At 70.5% G+C, this 16,380-nt stretch carries 11 protein-coding genes; 6 read left to right on the top strand and 5 right to left on the bottom strand.

Annotation, left to right across the window (positions count from 1 at the left end; genetic code table 11):
- Positions 1–50: 50 nt before the first annotated feature.
- The 3 genes from AB0I28_RS28665 to AB0I28_RS28655 all read right to left on the bottom strand — a co-directional run bounded on the left by AB0I28_RS28665 (position 51) and on the right by AB0I28_RS28655 (position 8,139).
- Positions 51–5,000 carry a DNA repair ATPase gene (locus AB0I28_RS28665; RefSeq protein WP_357498455.1) on the bottom strand — a complete coding sequence of 1,650 codons (4,950 nt, stop codon included), beginning with the start codon at positions 4,998–5,000 and terminating at the stop codon, positions 51–53.
- Between the two features lie 356 nt (positions 5,001–5,356).
- Complete coding sequence (locus AB0I28_RS28660) at positions 5,357–7,432, bottom strand: flotillin family protein (protein WP_357498453.1); 2,076 nt, start codon at positions 7,430–7,432, stop codon at positions 5,357–5,359.
- Positions 7,433–7,509: 77 nt separating this feature from the next.
- Positions 7,510–8,139 (bottom strand): hypothetical protein, encoded by a 630-nt coding sequence (locus AB0I28_RS28655; RefSeq protein ID WP_357498451.1) that lies wholly within the window; start codon positions 8,137–8,139, stop codon positions 7,510–7,512.
- 293 nt (positions 8,140–8,432) lie between these two features.
- Here AB0I28_RS28655 and AB0I28_RS28650 point away from each other — a divergent pair, with 293 nt between their 5' ends.
- Positions 8,433–9,242, top strand: coding sequence for an inositol monophosphatase family protein (locus AB0I28_RS28650; protein ID WP_357498449.1), 810 nt, complete (start codon positions 8,433–8,435; stop codon positions 9,240–9,242).
- Positions 9,243–9,439: 197 nt separating this feature from the next.
- Positions 9,440–11,671 carry a choice-of-anchor Q domain-containing protein gene (locus AB0I28_RS28645; RefSeq protein ID WP_357498447.1) on the top strand — a complete coding sequence of 744 codons (2,232 nt, stop codon included), beginning with the start codon at positions 9,440–9,442 and terminating at the stop codon, positions 11,669–11,671.
- Between the two features lie 141 nt (positions 11,672–11,812).
- On the opposite strand, the gene AB0I28_RS28640 is transcribed toward AB0I28_RS28645, so the two are convergent.
- Complete coding sequence (locus AB0I28_RS28640) at positions 11,813–12,295, bottom strand: MarR family transcriptional regulator (RefSeq protein ID WP_357498445.1); 483 nt, start codon at positions 12,293–12,295, stop codon at positions 11,813–11,815.
- Between the two features lie 58 nt (positions 12,296–12,353).
- Between AB0I28_RS28640 and AB0I28_RS28635 the strand changes: the two genes are divergently transcribed.
- The 3 genes from AB0I28_RS28635 to AB0I28_RS28625 all read left to right on the top strand — a co-directional run bounded on the left by AB0I28_RS28635 (position 12,354) and on the right by AB0I28_RS28625 (position 15,091).
- Positions 12,354–13,190: an NAD(P)H-binding protein gene (locus AB0I28_RS28635; RefSeq protein WP_357498443.1), complete on the top strand. Its 837-nt coding sequence runs from the start codon at positions 12,354–12,356 to the stop codon at positions 13,188–13,190.
- Positions 13,191–13,368: 178 nt separating this feature from the next.
- On the top strand, positions 13,369–14,454 hold the full coding sequence (gene ugpC / locus AB0I28_RS28630; protein WP_357498441.1) for a sn-glycerol-3-phosphate ABC transporter ATP-binding protein UgpC: 1,086 nt from the start codon (positions 13,369–13,371) through the stop codon (positions 14,452–14,454).
- A 409-nt stretch (positions 14,455–14,863) separates the two neighbouring features.
- Positions 14,864–15,091, top strand: a complete 228-nt coding sequence (locus tag AB0I28_RS28625) for a hypothetical protein (protein ID WP_357498439.1) — start codon at positions 14,864–14,866, stop codon at positions 15,089–15,091.
- Between the two features lie 90 nt (positions 15,092–15,181).
- Here AB0I28_RS28625 and AB0I28_RS28620 read toward each other — a convergent pair whose 3' ends face one another.
- Positions 15,182–15,628: a MarR family winged helix-turn-helix transcriptional regulator gene (locus AB0I28_RS28620; RefSeq protein ID WP_357498437.1), complete on the bottom strand. Its 447-nt coding sequence runs from the start codon at positions 15,626–15,628 to the stop codon at positions 15,182–15,184.
- 89 nt (positions 15,629–15,717) lie between these two features.
- On the opposite strand from AB0I28_RS28620, the gene AB0I28_RS28615 reads away from it, so the two are divergent.
- Complete coding sequence (locus AB0I28_RS28615) at positions 15,718–16,323, top strand: hypothetical protein (protein ID WP_357498435.1); 606 nt, start codon at positions 15,718–15,720, stop codon at positions 16,321–16,323.
- The last annotated feature ends 57 nt before the right edge of the window (positions 16,324–16,380 follow it).

The following is a 16,380-nucleotide window of genomic DNA, read 5'->3' as shown; positions in this document are numbered from 1 at the left end:
CCGTTACGCCGAAGTGGCTGCGAGCGATCGTACGTGATCATGGCTCACGTTCACCCGGACGCCTCCCGGATCGCCTTCTCGACCGAGCCGACGCGGTCGGCGAGCAGCCCGACGGCGCCGACGGCCCTGCTGACCGGGTCGTCCCCGTCGCCGCCGAGGGCGCGGGAGCGCAGGTATGCCTCCTTGACCTCGGCCCAGCGGGCGGCCTGCTCGGGGGTGAGGCGGCCGCGCAGTTCGGCGAGTTTGAGCAGGTTCGCCTCGGCGCCGCTGGTCAGGGTCTGCGCCTCGCCGAGGTAGTGGTCGTCGATGACGGCCTCGACCTCGGCGTCGTTCATGGCGGCCACGACGCGCTCGGCGAGCTTGTTCATGTTGCGGTAGCTGCCCTGCAGCTGGAAGGGCGGCTCGGTGCGGGCTGCGTCGGACTGCCCGGCGGAGGCGATGTAGGCCTGGTTGTTGGCCAGCACGGTCTTCTGCACGTGGCGCAGTTTGCGCAAGACCGACAAGACGCGTTCCAGCTCGGTGGGCGAGTAGGGGTGCGCGAGCTGCTCGGGCGTCGCCGACTGGTCGCCGGAGGCCAGGCGCACCAGCACCTCCACGTCGCCGCGCTCCCTTGTGGACAGCGGGGCGAGAACCGCGTTGGAGGTGAGCGAGTTCTCCAGGTAGCTCAGCGCGAACAGCTCCTCGCGGCCGGACAGGACGTCGCCGAGGTTCCACACGTCGGCGCGGTTGGCCAGCATGTCGGGGATCCGGAAGCGCTGCCCCGACTCGGTGTAGGGGTTGCCGGCCATGCACACCGCGAAGCGCTTGCCGCGCAGGTCGTAGGTGCGGGTCCGGCCGTTCCAGACGCCCTCCATGCGGCGCTGCCCATCGCACAGGGAGATGAACTTCTGCAACAGTTCCGGCGAGGTGTGCTGGATGTCGTCGAGGTAGAGCAGGACGTTCCCGCCGGCCTCCAGCGCGAAGTTGATCTTCTCGACCTCCTGGCGCGCGGTCGCGTTCGGCGCCTCGGCGGGGTCGAGTGAGGTCACGTCATGGCCCAGCGAAGGACCGTTGACCTTGACGAAGACCAGCCCGAGCCGGGAGGCCACGTACTCCATGAGCGTGGTCTTGCCGTATCCGGGCGGGGAGATCAGCAGCAGCATGCCCGACTGGTCGGTGCGCTTGTCGTCGCCGGCCGCGCCGATCTGCTTGGCGAGGTTCGCGCCGATCAGCGGCAGGTAAACCTCGTCGAGCAGGCGGTTGCGGACGAAGGAGCTCAAGACCTTCGGCTTGTACTCGTCCAGACGCAGACGCTCGCGCTCGGCGTCGACGAGAGAGTTGCGGATCCTCTGGTAGGCACGGAATCCGGGCACGCGCTCACGGCGGAAGCGCGTGGTGCGGGCGAGGAGTTCGTCGAGACGGATCTCCAGCCTGCGGCCCTCGATGCGAGCGTGTGTCCCCAGCAGACCGTCCACGGCGCCCGAGAGCGTCACCGAGGAGTCGCGGCGGGGCAGTTCCTTGCCGAGGACCTCGATCGCGACGGCCTCGGCGAGGTCGGTGGCGACCTCGCCCGTCGAGGACAGGAAGGCACCCAGCCACGCCGACACGAGCTGGTGGCGGGCGGCCAGATCGTCGCCGAGTCCGCGCAGGTCGTCCTCGTAACCGGTGTGGCGAGCCGATCCGGGGCCGCCGAGAGCCGCCCGGAAACGCTGGACGAGCGACTTGGCCGCCGCGCTGGTCACGAAGCCGTTGCGCGAGCCGGCCAGCTCCTCGAAGAGGTACTCGGCGGCCAGGGCCGGGTCGGCGACCGCACCGAGTCCACTGCCGACGTGGAAGGCCGCCAGTTCGCCGGTCAGCTCGGCGAGCAGGTCGGCCATCGCCGCCGGGAGCCCGAAGACTTCGCGAACCCTCGCCAGGGAGCCGATCCGGGTCAGCAGCGCCGAACGGTCGGCCTCGGCGGGGCCGTAAGCCCAGTAGAGCTGCGCGGCGGCGCGCGCGTCGGGCGGATAGCGCAGCAGCCCGGCGGCCTCGTAGAGGCGCAGCACCACGCGCAGGATCGCGGTGGCGTCGTGGTCGTGCACACCGCGCTCGTAGCCCTCGTCGTAGCGGGACTCGGCGGCCGCGCGGACCGTCTCGGGCAGCCCGTCGCCGACGGCCGCCTCGTGCAGCGCCAGGAGGGTCCCGGCGTTCAGCGCGTCGGCGAGGATCGACGATGCCAGGTACTCGGCCCGGTAGACCTCCGCGGTCTCCGACACCAGCAGCTGGTCCCAGTACGCCCGCGTCTCGGCGAAGGCCGGATCCGTGACGACACTGCGGTAGTCGGTGCCCGTCAGCGAGAAGGCGAGCTCGCCGTCCTGGGGCACCAGGGTCAAGTCGAGGGGCTGGGTGTTGACCGGCAGGCGGTGCTGCCCGAAGCGGATCGTCTCGCCGCCGCCGTCGTAGAGGTCCTGGCGGTCGCGCAGCGAACGCCCGGCCTCCTGGCGGGCGGCCTTGATGCGCCCGACCAGTTCCTCGGCGCGGACCTGGTCGCCCAGGGCGCGCAGGTCCTCGGCGACCGAGCGGAGCTTGGCGACCATCGGGTCGGTGGCGAAGTAGGTGTTGACCGCGTCCAGCGAGTCCAGTGTGGACACACGCCGGTTGACGCTGTCGAGGATGCGCGCGGCGGAGTCGGCGAGGCGCTCGGCCCGGCGGGCCCGCTCGTCGAGCAGCGTCTGCTTGCGCGAGGAGAAGGCCTCGTAGACGTCGGTGCGCTTGGCGCCCAGCTCGCCGAGGAAGTCGTCGAACTCGCCGAAGCGCGACTCCAGGTTCTCCAGCTGGAGCATGAGTCGGCCGAGCTGTTCGTCGCAGGCCTCGGGCGTGCCGGCGGCGGCCAGGGCCCCGGTGACGGCCTGTCCGAGCAGGGCGAACTCGGCGGCGAACTCGGCGCGACCCTCGGCGGAGAGGAGTTCGCGGCGGCGGGCGTCGAGGGTCGCGCGGGCGCGGTTGACGCCGGCCAGCACCTCCCCGATCCGTTCCAGGATGCCGGTTCGCACGGTGGCGTCGGCGATGTCGAGTGTGGACACGACCTCGGTGAGGACTTCGAGGCCGGCGGTCTGCTCGGCGAGGCGCTCGGTGAGCGGCTTGGCCTGCGCGACCGAGCCGATGGCCTCGGCCTCGGCGGTGAGCCGGTCGATCGACTCGTGGTATCCGGTGAAGGCGTCGGCGCCCTTGAGGAAGTCGACGGCCCGCCCGGCGGCCGAGGTCAGCTCGCCGGCGACGGCGTCGTCGAGTGTGGACAGCCGTCCGAGGTCGACGTACCGCATGTCCCGCAAGGTGATCAGGTGTCCTTGCGCGCCGCGCAGTTCGGCGAGCTGGGAGACCCAGGCGCCGGCGGTCTTGGGCGCCTCGCCGCTGGAGCGGCGGATCATCGCCGCCGTCTCGCCCGCGGCCTTCTCGACGGCCTCGGCCGACTGGGCGGTGAGTTCGCGGACCGTCTCGTACTCGTCGAGGACCTGCTCGGCGGTGGCGCGCACTCCTTCGAGGGGTTCGCGCAGGCCGCCGAGGGCCTCGTCGCCGAGCCAGTGGTAGCTGTCGGTGGCCCGGACACAGGCGGCGATCAGGGCCTCGTAGACCTCGATCGAGGGCGCCATCTCGCCGACCATCCGCGCGACCGACAGGCAGTCGGAGACCCCGCGCACCAGTTCGGCGTTGCCGATCCGTTCCAGCGGACCGGTTCCGATGGGCTGCGCGGCGGCGTAGGTGTCGGAGACGAAGGGCGTCTGCCACACCTGCATCGGGTGGACCCGCGAGGGTTCCTCGTTGTTGGCGCGGAAGGCGACCATCGTGCCGTCGTCGAACAGCGAGTACCCGTGGCAGGTCAGCGGGCTGGCGACCTCCTTGCGGATCACGTTGTAGGGCAGCAGGAGCGTGCGGCCCTCGGCGCGCTCGTGGAAGACGTAGAGGACGTCCTCGCCGTTGGGCGAGCGCAGGACGCGCTCGAACTCCAGGTCGGCGGCGTCGGTGTCGAAGGTCTTGGCGACGCCGGTGGCGAGGTAGTAGCCGCCGGGGAAGATGATCCCCTGGTCCTCGGGGAGGGTGCGGCAGGACTGGCCGATGCCGTCGAGGCGGTGCACGGTCTTGGTGCGGGTGTTGAAGACCAGGTAGCGCACGGCCGGTTCGTTGTAGGGCCGGATGCGCAGGAGGATGAGGGCGCCGATGCGGGCGTAGGCGACCTCGGCGTCGGCGAGGCTCTGGAGCGGCTCGACGACCGGTTCGGTGTAGATGCCCTCGCCGGACTCGGTGTTGTTCTCGACCTTGATGGTGAGGTCGCCGTTGACGGTCTCGACGAAGACCTCGCCGCCGATCGAGATGTGCGGGAAGCGGCCCAGGACGTGGTCGTCGCGGGTCGTCTCGGTCCACTCGAAGTCGTGCGAGGCGGGGAAGACGTGGTCGCGGTCGCCGCGGTTGTCCAGATAGGACACCGAGCCGTCGGCGGCGACGGTCCAGCGCAGCACGCGCAGGTCGGCGAGCTTCTCACCGATCTGGAAGACCGCGAGCAGGCGGCCCTCGACGCGGCGCAGCATGGTCAGGTGCGTCTGCCGGTAGTAGCGGTACATCTCGGCGAAGTCGCGCTGGAACTGCGGGTCGGCGATCAGGCCGGGCAGTTCGGTCCCCTCGGCGGGCGCGAAGGTGAACGCGTCGCCGTCGCGTTCGAAGCGGTGCAGCGAGAAGACGTCGTCGACGGTCGTCTCGGGGCGCAGGCCGATGAAGACGTTGTAGCCGAACAGCATCCGGCCGCCGACCTGGACGATGTCGCGGGGCACGCAGTTGTTCTGCGTGCGGATGCGCTCGGTGCCGAGGAGGCTGAGCTCGGTGCCGCCGAAGACGTCGAGGCGCTGGGCGTTGAGCTCCTCGGCGCGGCGGGCGAGGTTGGCGGCCTGCTCGGCGAGGCGGGCGCGGAGGACTTCGTAGGTGCCGGCGTCGAGGCGGTCGGCCGTGGACTCGGCGTCGGTCGTCTCGGCGGGGGTCTTCGGGTCGGTCATCGAGGGCTCCTCGCTCGGGCGGGCAGGTTGTCCACAACCGGGGGGTTGTCCACAGGGAAAGGCTTTCGGGTTCGCCACCCGGGCGTGGCGGCGGTCTACCGTCGAACGTAGGGAGGAGGCCGGGAGGCCCCGCGGTATCGATCCGAGCGTGGCGGGGCGGCTCGTGGCGTGCGGGTTATCCACAACCGGCGGCCTGTCCACAGGGAGAGCCGCTCACGTTCGCCACCCACGCCTGGCGGTCCTCTACCGTCAGAAGTGGGAGGCGGCATGGGCGGCCCCTCGCGTCGAGACGAGGTGGCAACCCACCCCGCCCCGGCGGGTGAGGCGGCCGGACCCGAGAGCCCGGCCGCCGTCGGCTACTGCCTCGACGCAGCCAGCGCCGCGACGGGCGCGTCGGCGAGACCCATCTGCCGCGCGACGCCCAGCAGCTCGGTGAGCTTGTCGGTGTGCGGGCCGCCGCTGCTGATCAGCTTCGCCAGCAGCGCCGAGATGGTCAGGTTCTTGATGTCCTCGCTCGACACCGAGCCGAGGATCCGGGTGATGTCCTCGGTGAAGTCGGAGCTGCCGTCCAGCCACGGCTGCGCCAGCGTCGACACGACGTCCGACTGCCGCACGAACCCGTCGACGGCCTTGCCCATCCCGATCGCGCCGGTGACCCGCTCGAAGAACGCACCGTCACCGCCGACGATGTTGATGTCGGCCTTCTCCAGCCCCGCGGCCAGGACCTTGGCCTGCGCCTCGGCGACGTCGCGGTTGACGTTGATGCCGGCCAGCCGCACGTCCTTCTCGGCCTCCAGCCGCAGCCGGAACTCCTCGTGCCCGCGCGAGGCCTCGTCGAGGGCGGCCATCGCCGCGGCCTTCTCGGTGAGGCCCTCGGCCTCTCCGCGCAGCTTCTCGCGCAGCGCGGACGCCTCGGCGCGGCCACGCGCCTCGACCGCCGACGCCTCGGCGGCACCGGTCTGCGCCAGCACCTCGGCGGCGGCCTTGCCCTTCGCGGCCTCGGCGGCGGCTTCGGCCAGGCCGGCCTTCTCGATGACGTCGGCCTCCTGCTCGCGGACCTGGACCTCGGCGAGACCGGCGGCGGCCGCCTCGGCCTGCGTGCCCTCGGCGAGGCGGATCTTCGCCCGCGCCTCCAGCTCGGCGGCCTGCTGCCGCGACTCGGCCAGGATCAGGTTCTCCCGCGCCTTGTGCTTCGAGGCCGCCTCGGCCGCCTCGGCGGCCTTGATGTCCTTGACCAGGCCCTCCTGCGCCTCGGCCTCGGCGTGGATGATCAGCGCCTGCCGGTTGCGCTCGGCCTCCTCGACGACCCGGAGGCGCTTGATGTTCTCCTCCTGCTCGGCGACGGTCTTCTCCACGGCGATGCGCTCGCGGACGACCTCGGCGATGAGCCGCTTCTCGCCCTCGACCTCTTTGTCCTTCGAGATCGTGGACAGCTCGATCTCGCGCTCGCGGGCCACGACCTCCAGCATCCGGTCCTTCTCGATGCGCTCGGTCTCGATGGCGATCACGCGCTCGCGGTTCTTCTCGGCGACGGCGATCTCGCGCGCCTGGTTCTCCCGCTGGATGCCCAGGGCCTCGTCGGTGCGGATGTCGGCGGTGCGCGACTTCAGCCGCTCCTCGGCGGCGACCTTCTCGATCTCGGCCTGCTCGCGGGAGCGCATCGTCTCGATCTCGCGCTGCTGCTTGATCTCGGCCTCGGACTGGCGCCGCTCGAGTTCCAGGATGGCCTCGCGCGCGTCGACGTCCTGGCGCTTGATCTCCTTCTCCTCGTTGCGGCGGTAGTCGTTGGTGCGCACGGCCTCGATCGCGGTCAGCTCGGTGATCTTGCGGATGCCCTGCGCGTCGAGGATGTTGGCCGGGTCGAGCTGCGTGAGCGGGGTCTGCTCCAGGTAGTCGATGGCGGCGTCTTCGAGGCTGTAACCGTTGAGGTCGGTGCCGATGACGCGGATGATCTGGTCGCGGAACTCGTCGCGCTTGGTGTACAGGTCGACGAAGTCGAGCTGCTTGCCGACGGTCTTGAGCGCCTCGGAGAACTTCGCGTTGAACAGCTCCTGGAGGGTGTGCTCGTCGCTGGCACGGGCCGTGCCGATGGCCTGGGCGACCTTGACGACGTCCTCGCTGGTCTTGTTGACCCGCACGAAGAAGGAGATGCGGATGTCGGCGCGGATGTTGTCCTGGCAGATCAGGCCCTCGTTGCCGGTGCGCTTGATCTCGATCGTCTTCACCGAGATGTCCATCAGCTCGGCCTTGTGCAGGACCGGGAGCACGACGGCGCCGGTGAAGGTCACGTCCACCTTCCGCACCTTCGAGATGATCAGCGCCTTGCCCTGTTCGACCTTCTTGAACAGGCGGGTGATCATGAAGATCAGCACGATGAGGACGAGGAGCACGACGGCGATGACGACGCCGAGTCCGGTGGAGATCGCATCCATCTAAAGAGAACCTCAGCAGACCCCTCGGTCGAGGGCTCGGGGGCGAGAACGGGCGAGAAGTAAAAGGAGATGTGGTTCTAGGGCGGCGGTGCGACGAGGAAGACCTCGCCGATCGCGTCGTAGTCGAAGATCAGGGCCGTGCGCCCGGACCGGAAATCCTCCGGATCGTGCGCTATTTCCACGGGGACGCGAACCTGCACGATCGCCGTCGAACCGTCGTCGGCGGTCACCTCGGCCTGGCCGAAGTCGTGCGTCACGCTGCCGGTGCGGATCACGCAGACCCGGCCGACGAAATCGGCGCGCGAGGCGGGCACCTCGGGCGCGAATACCCGCCGCAGCGGGGAGATCAGTGCCCGGGTGGCGGCCCAGGCGAGCACCACGGCGACCAGCAGGACACCGAGGGCGAGCAGTGCGTACACGAGACCGGGCAGGCCGAGACCGTCCAAGAGCACCGTCCCGGCGAGGCTGAGGAACCAGGAGAACGTGATCAGCAGCGACAGCACGACCGTCGCGGGCACGTGACCGAGCCCGAAGACCGAGAGGAAGCCGCCGCCCGACTCGCCGATCTCGGCACCGCCGTCGGTGTCGAGGATGTCGGGATCGGCGCCGCCGAAGAGGGTCAGGACCCAAAAACCGATGACGACGATCAGCGCGAAGGTGAAGAGCACGGCCGGAAAAGCCAGACTCGCATGGACGAACTCACTCATTCGCGCTTTCTCGCTCTCCCCGTTCATGTGTAATCGCAAGATACTGCGTCGAGTCAAGCCAAGGTCAACGCGGAATAGCCTGTGATCGCTGGATTTTGCGGCGATTGGGGGTCATCCGTACGGTCAGAACGGGTGCTCGGAGCGGTTTCTGTGAGGGGGATCTCTCCGACGGGAACGTTTACGGTTCTTCTCCTTCGAGACCGCCAAAGCGACGGGAATGGTCGCCGAACCGAGGCATTGACGACCGATGCCTTGTGGGAGAGGCGATCGGGACAAGCCCTAGGCTCACGCCCATGAGCGACGCAGCGGCGAACCCCGAACCCACCGACCTCCAGGTCGCGATGACCGCCGTGAGCGCGGGGGCCGACGTCGTCCGCGCCCTGTACGGCCGAAGCCTGGGCCGCGTCGACAAGGGCGCCGGCGACTTCGCCACGGAGGCCGACATCGCCGCCGAGGAGGCGATCCTCGCCGTCCTGTCCGCCTCGCGGCCGCAGGACTCCGTCCTGGGCGAGGAGAGCGGGCGGCGCGGAGCGGCCGACTCGACGCGGCGGTGGCTCGTCGATCCCCTGTGCGGGACGTTGAACTACGCCGTCGGCAACATGCTCGCCGCCGTGAACGTGGCCCTGGCCGGAGGCGCGGCGGCCGTTGCCGACCCGTTCAGCGGCGAGGTCTTCGGCACCGACGGGGTCACGGCGATCGTCCGCCGCGACGGGGTCGACGCGCCGCTGTCGCCGACCTCGGCGACGACCCTGGTGGACCTCAACCTCGACCCGCCGTTTCCCAGCGCACCCGGCCTGCGGGCGGTCGACCTGCTCGCGCACCCCGGCTTCGTCGCGGAGTTCCGCCCGCGCGTGGTCTCGACGACGCTCGCGCTGGCCTGGGTTGCGGCCGGCAAGCGCGCCGCCTACGTCACCGACGGCGGCGACCTGACCGGCAGCGTCCACTTCGCCGCCGGCATCGCGCTGTGCCGGGCGGCCGGCTGCGTCGTCACCGGCATCGACGGCGCCCCGCTCGGGGAGGGCGGCCGCGGGGTCCTCGCGGCCGCCGACGCCGCGACCCACGCGCGGCTGATCGAGCTGATCGCGGACCGGGGCCCGCGCTAGGCCGGCATCCCGGTCGGCGCTGATACCGCCGCGAACGCCGCCCGCGTGAGCCGAACACAAAGGACGGCGGCAACCCGCACGGGTGTCACGGCGCGCCCGCGCGGTGCACGGAAAGCTCGCACACCATAGCCACGATATGAGCGAAAAATCCTATTCGCACCGCTATGGTGGGCTTGCATTTCGTTGAGGGAGTACTCGTGCGCATATTCCGACCTGCCCTGACAACGGTCCCCGCCGTCTCCGCGACCCTCGTGCTCGCGACCGTCGTCCTCGGCCCGGCCACTCCGGCGTTCTCCGCACCGCCCGACCCGAGGGAAGCGGCGTGCACGGTGAGCAACACCGCCGACGACGGCGCCGGGAGCCTGCGCGAACTACTGGCCGACGCCGCGTGCGACTCGATCGGTTTCGCCGCCGCCCTCAACGGCCAGACCATCGCCATCGAGAGCACGCTGGTCGTCGACCGGACCGTGTCCGTCACCGGGCCCGGGCCGGACCTCCTGACCGTCAGCGGCGGTGGCACTTCCCGCGTCTTCGACGTTCGGGCGGCGGGCACGATGGACCTGTCCGGGCTGACCCTCACCGGCGGAGCCGCCACCGGAGCGGGCGGCGGGATCTTGAACGCCGGCACGGTCCGCCTTTCCGACGGCGTCATCGACGGCAACACCGCCACGTCCGTCGGCGGCGGCATCCAGAACACCGGCACCTTGACGGTCACCGACAGCACCGTCTCGGGCAACTCAGCGGGGACCAGCGGCGGGGGCATCAACAACCACGGTGGCGCGACGGCCACGCTGACCGACAGCACCGTCAGCGAGAACACCGCCAACATCGGCGGAGGCGGCCTGGTCAACGACAACCCCGACGGCATCATGACGATCGCCGAAAGCACGATCACCGGCAACACGGCGCGCCTCGGGGGCGGAATCGTCAACGACGGCAACAGCGCCGGCGTCGCCACCCTGACGATGACCGCCGTCAAGGTTCACGACAACGCCGCGAGTGCCGGGGGCGGCGCCCCCGCCGGTGTGTCCGGGGGCGGCCTCTACAACCTCGGCGTCGCCGAGGTGCGCGACGCCGAAGTCGTGCGCAACCACTCCGACAGCACCGGGGGCGGCCTCGCCAACTTCGCCGAGCTGACCCTGAGCGAGCTTGAGATCAGCCGGAACACCGCGACCGTCGGCGGCGGCATCCGCAACGGCGGCGCGCTGGAGACGTCCGACTCCACCCTCCGTGACAACGACGCCGATGGCGACGGCGGTGGCGTCCACAACACCGGGACCGCGTCCTTCATTCGCAGCACGGTGGACGGGAACACCGCCGAGTCCGGCGGCGGCATCGCCGACGCCGGAGGCACCACCACCGTCACCATGACCACGGTGTCGCACAATGAGGCGCGCGCCTCCGGAGGCGGCATCGCCGCCATCGACGCGGCATCCGAGACGACGACGCTCAACAGCACCGTCTCGGGCAACCGGGCCGGCACGCTCGGCGGCGGCCTCTTCGTCGACGGAACGGCGTCGCTGACCCACACCACCATCACCGCGAACTCCGGCTCGGGGATCCACACGGCCGCCGGTGCCGTCACGTCCGTGGAGGACAGCATCGTCAGCGGCTCGGCGCGCGCGGCCAACTGCGGGGGGCCGGGAGGCCTCGACGCGAGTGGCGCGAACTTCGCCGATGACGGGACATGCCTCGGCTTCGAGGCCGTCACCGCCGCGCGTCTTGGTCTGGGCGGCTTGTCCGACAACGGTGCTCCAACGCTCACACACCCTCTGCTCGCCGGCAGTGTCGCGCGAGACAGCGTGCTGACCGAGGCTCCATGTCCCGACACCGACCAGCGCGGAGTCAGCAGGCCGCAAGGCCCGCGCTGCGACGCCGGCGCCTACGAAGCCGTCCCGCTGCCTCGGATCCTCGTTCAGCCCGCGGCGGTCGACTTCGGCGAACTGACCGTCGGCGACGGCCGCGACAAGACCGTGCGGATCTCCAACATCGGAGCCGGGGACCTGACCGTGTCGGCGATCGAGATCGTCTCCGGATCGGTCTTCGCGATCACCGGGAAACCCGGCACACCACTGGTGATCCCGCCGGGCGGCTCGATCACCGTGACACTGACGTTCGCGCCCGGAGCAGCCGGAAGCTTCGACGCGATCTTGCGCGTCACCAGCGACAGCCCTCTCCAACACACTGTCGATGTGCCGCTGACCGGCACCGCGACGCCCAACGCGAACGGCACGCCGCCCTCCAGCGGCGGGGAGGACAACGGCATGTTGCCCTCTACGGGCGTGGAGGCGCCGGTCAGGGAACTCGCCGTACTCGGCGCCGCACTGCTGACGCTCGGAGCACTGGTCTGCGCCGGGGCATCCGAACGGATCCGGCGCCGGTTCACCGCCGTTCTCACGCGGCGGCGTGGATACGCCGCTCAGGGCTGAACGGACCGCGGGGGTGGGAAGCCGATCCCACCCCTGCGCCGGTGATGTACTCGCCCGACGCGACGGCGTGGTCCGGGGACGCCCCGCAATTCTCGACGCGCCGGGATCTGCGCAGCCCCGCACCGGCCCACCGGACAAGACCTAAACCTCCCGCAGCTCCTCCGCCGAGGCTTGGCCCGCACGCGCCGAGCGGCGGATGAAGTCGGCGATGACCTCCAGCTCACCCACGCTGTACTCGGCGCAGATCTCGTTCATCGCCGTGGTCATCCCGGAGTAGGCGCCCAGCAGCTCGCCGACGCGGTCTTTCAGCGCCCGCACGCGCACGGCCCGGCGGTCCTGCGGGTCGCGCTCGCGGGCGACCCAGCCGCCCTTCTCCAGCCGGTCGAGGATCCCGGTCATCGTCGCCGGGTGCATGCCGGCGAGCTTCGCCAGCGCCGTCGGGCTCAGCGGCCCGAGCCTGTTGACCAGGTCGAGGCAGTCGATGTCGGCGTCCTTGAGTTCGAGGCGCGCGCCGACCTGGTGGTTGAGCAGCGAGAGGTGCACGGCCAGTTCGCGCAGCGACTCGCGCACGGTCGCGGCGAGCCGCCGGTGGGCGCCCGCGCCCTCAGGTGCTACGGAACTCATATGATACCTTTCTCGTATTGCACGGAGTGCGTAACACACCGTACCGAAAGGAACCCCCGTGATCCTGGTGACCGGAGCGACCGGCACGGTCGGCCGCGAGACCGTCTCCCGACTCCCCGCCCTCGGCCATGCCCCCAAGGCGCTCACCCGCGACCCCGCCGCCGCCTTCCCCGACGGCACCGACGTCGTCCACGGTGACGCCTCCCGGCCCTCCACCTATGCCGCCGCCCTCGACGGTGTCGAGGCGTTGCTCGTCAGCCCCCGCGCGGTCGGCGCCGGCCTGCCCGAACTGCTCGGCGAGGCCCGCACGCGAGGCGTCGAACGCGTTGTCCTCCTCTCGGCGATCACCGTCGAGTACGGCGGCGGCTTCCGGCGCTTCGCGGAGGGCTTCCGGGCCGCCGAGAACGCCGTGGCCGCCTCCGGGCTCGCCCACACCTTCCTGCGCCTCGCCCAGTTCGCGGGCAACACCCGCGTCTGGGCGCCGCAGATCCGCGAGCACTCGGCGGTCCGCTGCTCCTACGGCGACGCCGCCACCTCGCCGATCCACGAGCGCGACATCGCCGCCGTCGCCGCACTCACGCTGACCGACCCCGCCCACGCCGGGCGGTCGCACGCGCTCACCGGGCCGAAGTCGCTGACCCAGCGCGAACACGTCGCCGCGATCGCCGCCGCCCTCGGCCGCGAGGTCCCGTGGATCGAGGTGCCGCCCGAGGAGGCGGGCGCGGCGATGGTCGCCAGGGGCGTGCCGGCCGAGATCCCGCAGCGGATGTACGGGTACCTCGCCGAGTGCCTGCGCGAGCCCGGACCCACCACCGACACCCTCGCCGAACTCCTCGGCCGCCCGCCGCTGACCTACGGCGACTGGGCCGAGGAGAACGCCGAAGCCTTCCGTTAGTTCGATCGGAGAACAAAATTCCGGCAGCATCCGGGCATTTCACCCATCGACACTTGTCGACGTGAAGATCACCTGCTTAGGTGGTGACACCTGGTCGGCCCATCGCCGCGACGCGGTGACGGGCCGTCACCTTTTACTCGGATCGTCCGGCACGTTCCTGCCGGTGGAAGGACACATCATGGCCACGGTGACCTACAAGGGCGCCTCCCGGATCTACCCGGGTACCGACAAGCCGGCCGTCGACAAGCTCGACCTGGAGATCCAGGACGGCGAGTTCCTCGTCCTGGTCGGCCCCTCCGGCTGCGGAAAGTCGACGAGCCTTCGCATGCTCGCCGGTCTGGAGGACGTCGACGAGGGCGCGATCCTCATCGACGACAAGGACGTCTCGAACCTCCCCCCGAAGGCCCGCGACATCGCGATGGTCTTCCAGAACTACGCGCTGTACCCGCACATGACGGTGTACGAGAACATGGCCTTCGCGCTGAAGCTGCGCAAGACCCCCAAGGCCGAGATCGACGCCCGCGTGAAGGAGGCCGCCGAGCTGCTCCAGCTGGAGGACTACCTCAAGCGCAAGCCGAAGGCCCTCTCCGGTGGTCAGCGTCAGCGTGTGGCCATGGGCCGCGCGATCGTGCGCCAGCCGCAGGTCTTCCTCATGGACGAGCCGCTGTCGAACCTCGACGCCAAGCTCCGCGTCCAGACCCGTTCGCAGATCGCCTCGCTGCAGAAGCGCCTGGGCGTCACCACCGTCTACGTCACCCACGACCAGGTCGAGGCCATGACGATGGGCCACCGCGTCGCGGTGATGCTCGACGGTCTCCTCCAGCAGTGCGACACCCCGCGCGCGCTGTACGAGACGCCGAAGAACGTCTTCGTCGCCGGGTTCATGGGCTCCCCCGCCATGAACATCAAGACGGTGCCGCTGACCGCCGAGGGCGCCAAGTTCGGCGACGTGACGATCCCGCTGACCCGCGAGCAGATCGAGGCCGCCGGCGTCGGTGACGCCAAGACCGTCACCGTCGGCATCCGCCCCGAGCACTGCAAGCTCGGTGAGCACGGCATCCCGATCGAGGTCGAGCTGGTCGAGGAGCTGGGCTCCGACGCCTTCGTCTACGGCCACGCGCAGCTGGGCAACGAGAACGGCGCCGAGCGCTTCGTCGTCCGCGCCGGCAGCGGGCTGCTCCCGCAGCTCGGCGAGACCGTGTTCGTGCAGCCCGATGTCGGCAAGGAGCACGTGTTCCACGCCGAGACCGGCGACCGCATCTAGTACGGCGAGAACCCTTCGAGGGCCGCATTCCCGGTGGGGGTGCGGCCCTTCGTCATAGGATGGGGCGAGAAGGCGGTCGCGACGGCGGCCGGCGCTCGGTCGTCCTGGTCGGCGGGCGACACGCGCGTCGAGCACGTGCTCGACGCGAGATCACCGCGGCCTGGCTGATCACAAGACCCCAGGTCCTGGGCGATCAACCTGCCGGGGGCGATGTTCGCGCGCGCGCCGACGGCATCGGCGTGACCGGGGTGCTTCGTCACCGGTCAGCGACCAAAGCACGCCGCCCGCGAGCCGCGTGCACTGTGCCGCCCATCCGTCCGAAAGGGCGCGGCCAAAGAACGATCGTCGTATTGGCTCGCGGCACCGAAACCGAGATCCTGAAGTCCACGCCCACACCATGGAGCCCGCCATGAACTCGCGCGTGGAGTGGACCTCGTCCATCCAACGGTCGCTGATCCAACATCTCCCCCGCACCCTCGCCGCCGCCCTCGTCTTCGTCGGCGCCACCTTCAGCGTCGTGATACTCGGTGTCCTCGCCATCGGCGCGTGGCCCGTCGCGTTCGGACTCCTCTTCGCCTACATTCCCGCCGCCCTCGGAGCCCTCGCCGGTCTCTATCGCCTCGGGATCCCCGAGTGAGCCCGAGGGCGTCCCCTCAAGGCCAGTACCCCAGGCGATGAATCGCGCCAGCGGCGGCGCACCCCATCACCGGCCGCCACCCCCGCCCGCTCACAACCGCAACCTCCCCCGAGCCCGCAACCCACCCGCCAGCAGCTCCAACCCCCCGAGCAGCTCCCTCACCGCGTCCTCGTCGAACCCCTCCACGGTCTCCTCGGCGAGCCGCACCCACACCCGCCGCAGCGGCTCGATCAGCTCCCGCCCCTGACCGGTGAGGCTCACCACCCGTGCACGCGCGTCGTCGGCGGCGGCCACCCGCTCGACGAGCCCCGCGGTCTCCAGTTTGCGGACCATCACCGTGATGCTCGGCGGCTCGCACCCCGCCTCGGCGGCCAGCTGCTTCTGCGTCTGTGGTCCGTGCGCGTCGAGGGCGAGCAGGACGACCTCGTGTCCGGGATGGAGGCCGAGTTCGGCGAGCATCGACGCGGCCAGGGCTCGGTGCCGGATGGCGATCGTGCGGATCGCGGTGTTGAGCGCGTCGGCGCGGGTGAAGTCCATCGGGTCTCCTCTAGCCGGAGAACAGTTATCCGGATAATCTTTACTCAGATAACCTTTATCTGGGTAACTAAATTCTACCGGGAGCCGTGATGACCGTCCACGAGTACGAGAAGACCTTCGCCGAGGCCTGGGCCGACCCGCGCCACACCCTGATCCACCCGCCCGACCTCGACGTCAACGCCGTCCTCGAACGCGCCTACGACCTCGCCGAGCCGCTCACCTTCACCGGCACGATGCTGTGGGACATGGAGGTCCGCAAGGCCAGGCGGCCCGACCTGTACATCCCCCTCGCCGACAAGGCCTCGGCCCGCTCGTGGGGCGAGGACCCGACCTACACGCGGGTGACCGAGCAGTGGCTGTGGAAGGACCCGTCGGCCTCCGGCCTGGTCATCGAGAAGCCGCACCTGAACCACGCCGAGCGCAAGGTGACCTTCCTGGGCGTCGCCGAGGACGTCGACGACCGCGGCGAGACGGTGCGGGCCACGGCCGCGCAGCCGCTGTTCCACGTCGAGCACGGCACCGCCGGGACCGAGGAGCGGCCGCTGAACACCTGGCGCCTGGTCTCCCTGACCGAGGAGCCCGACGAGGAGCTGGCCCGGGTCTTCGAGCGGATCATGGCGGGGCCCTACCTGCCCCCGTTCCTGGAGTACTACATCGGGCACGTCCTGAAGATCGGCTTCGAGCGTCGCGGCTGAGCGCCACCGGGAGACGTCGGCGGCGTCTCCCGGCTCACCCCGGCCCGCCGCGCCTGA

This window comes from Phytomonospora sp. NPDC050363, from assembly GCF_040655735.1.
GTDB lineage: Bacteria > Actinomycetota > Actinomycetes > Mycobacteriales > Micromonosporaceae > Phytomonospora.
This window is presented reverse-complemented; position numbering and strand designations above follow the sequence as displayed.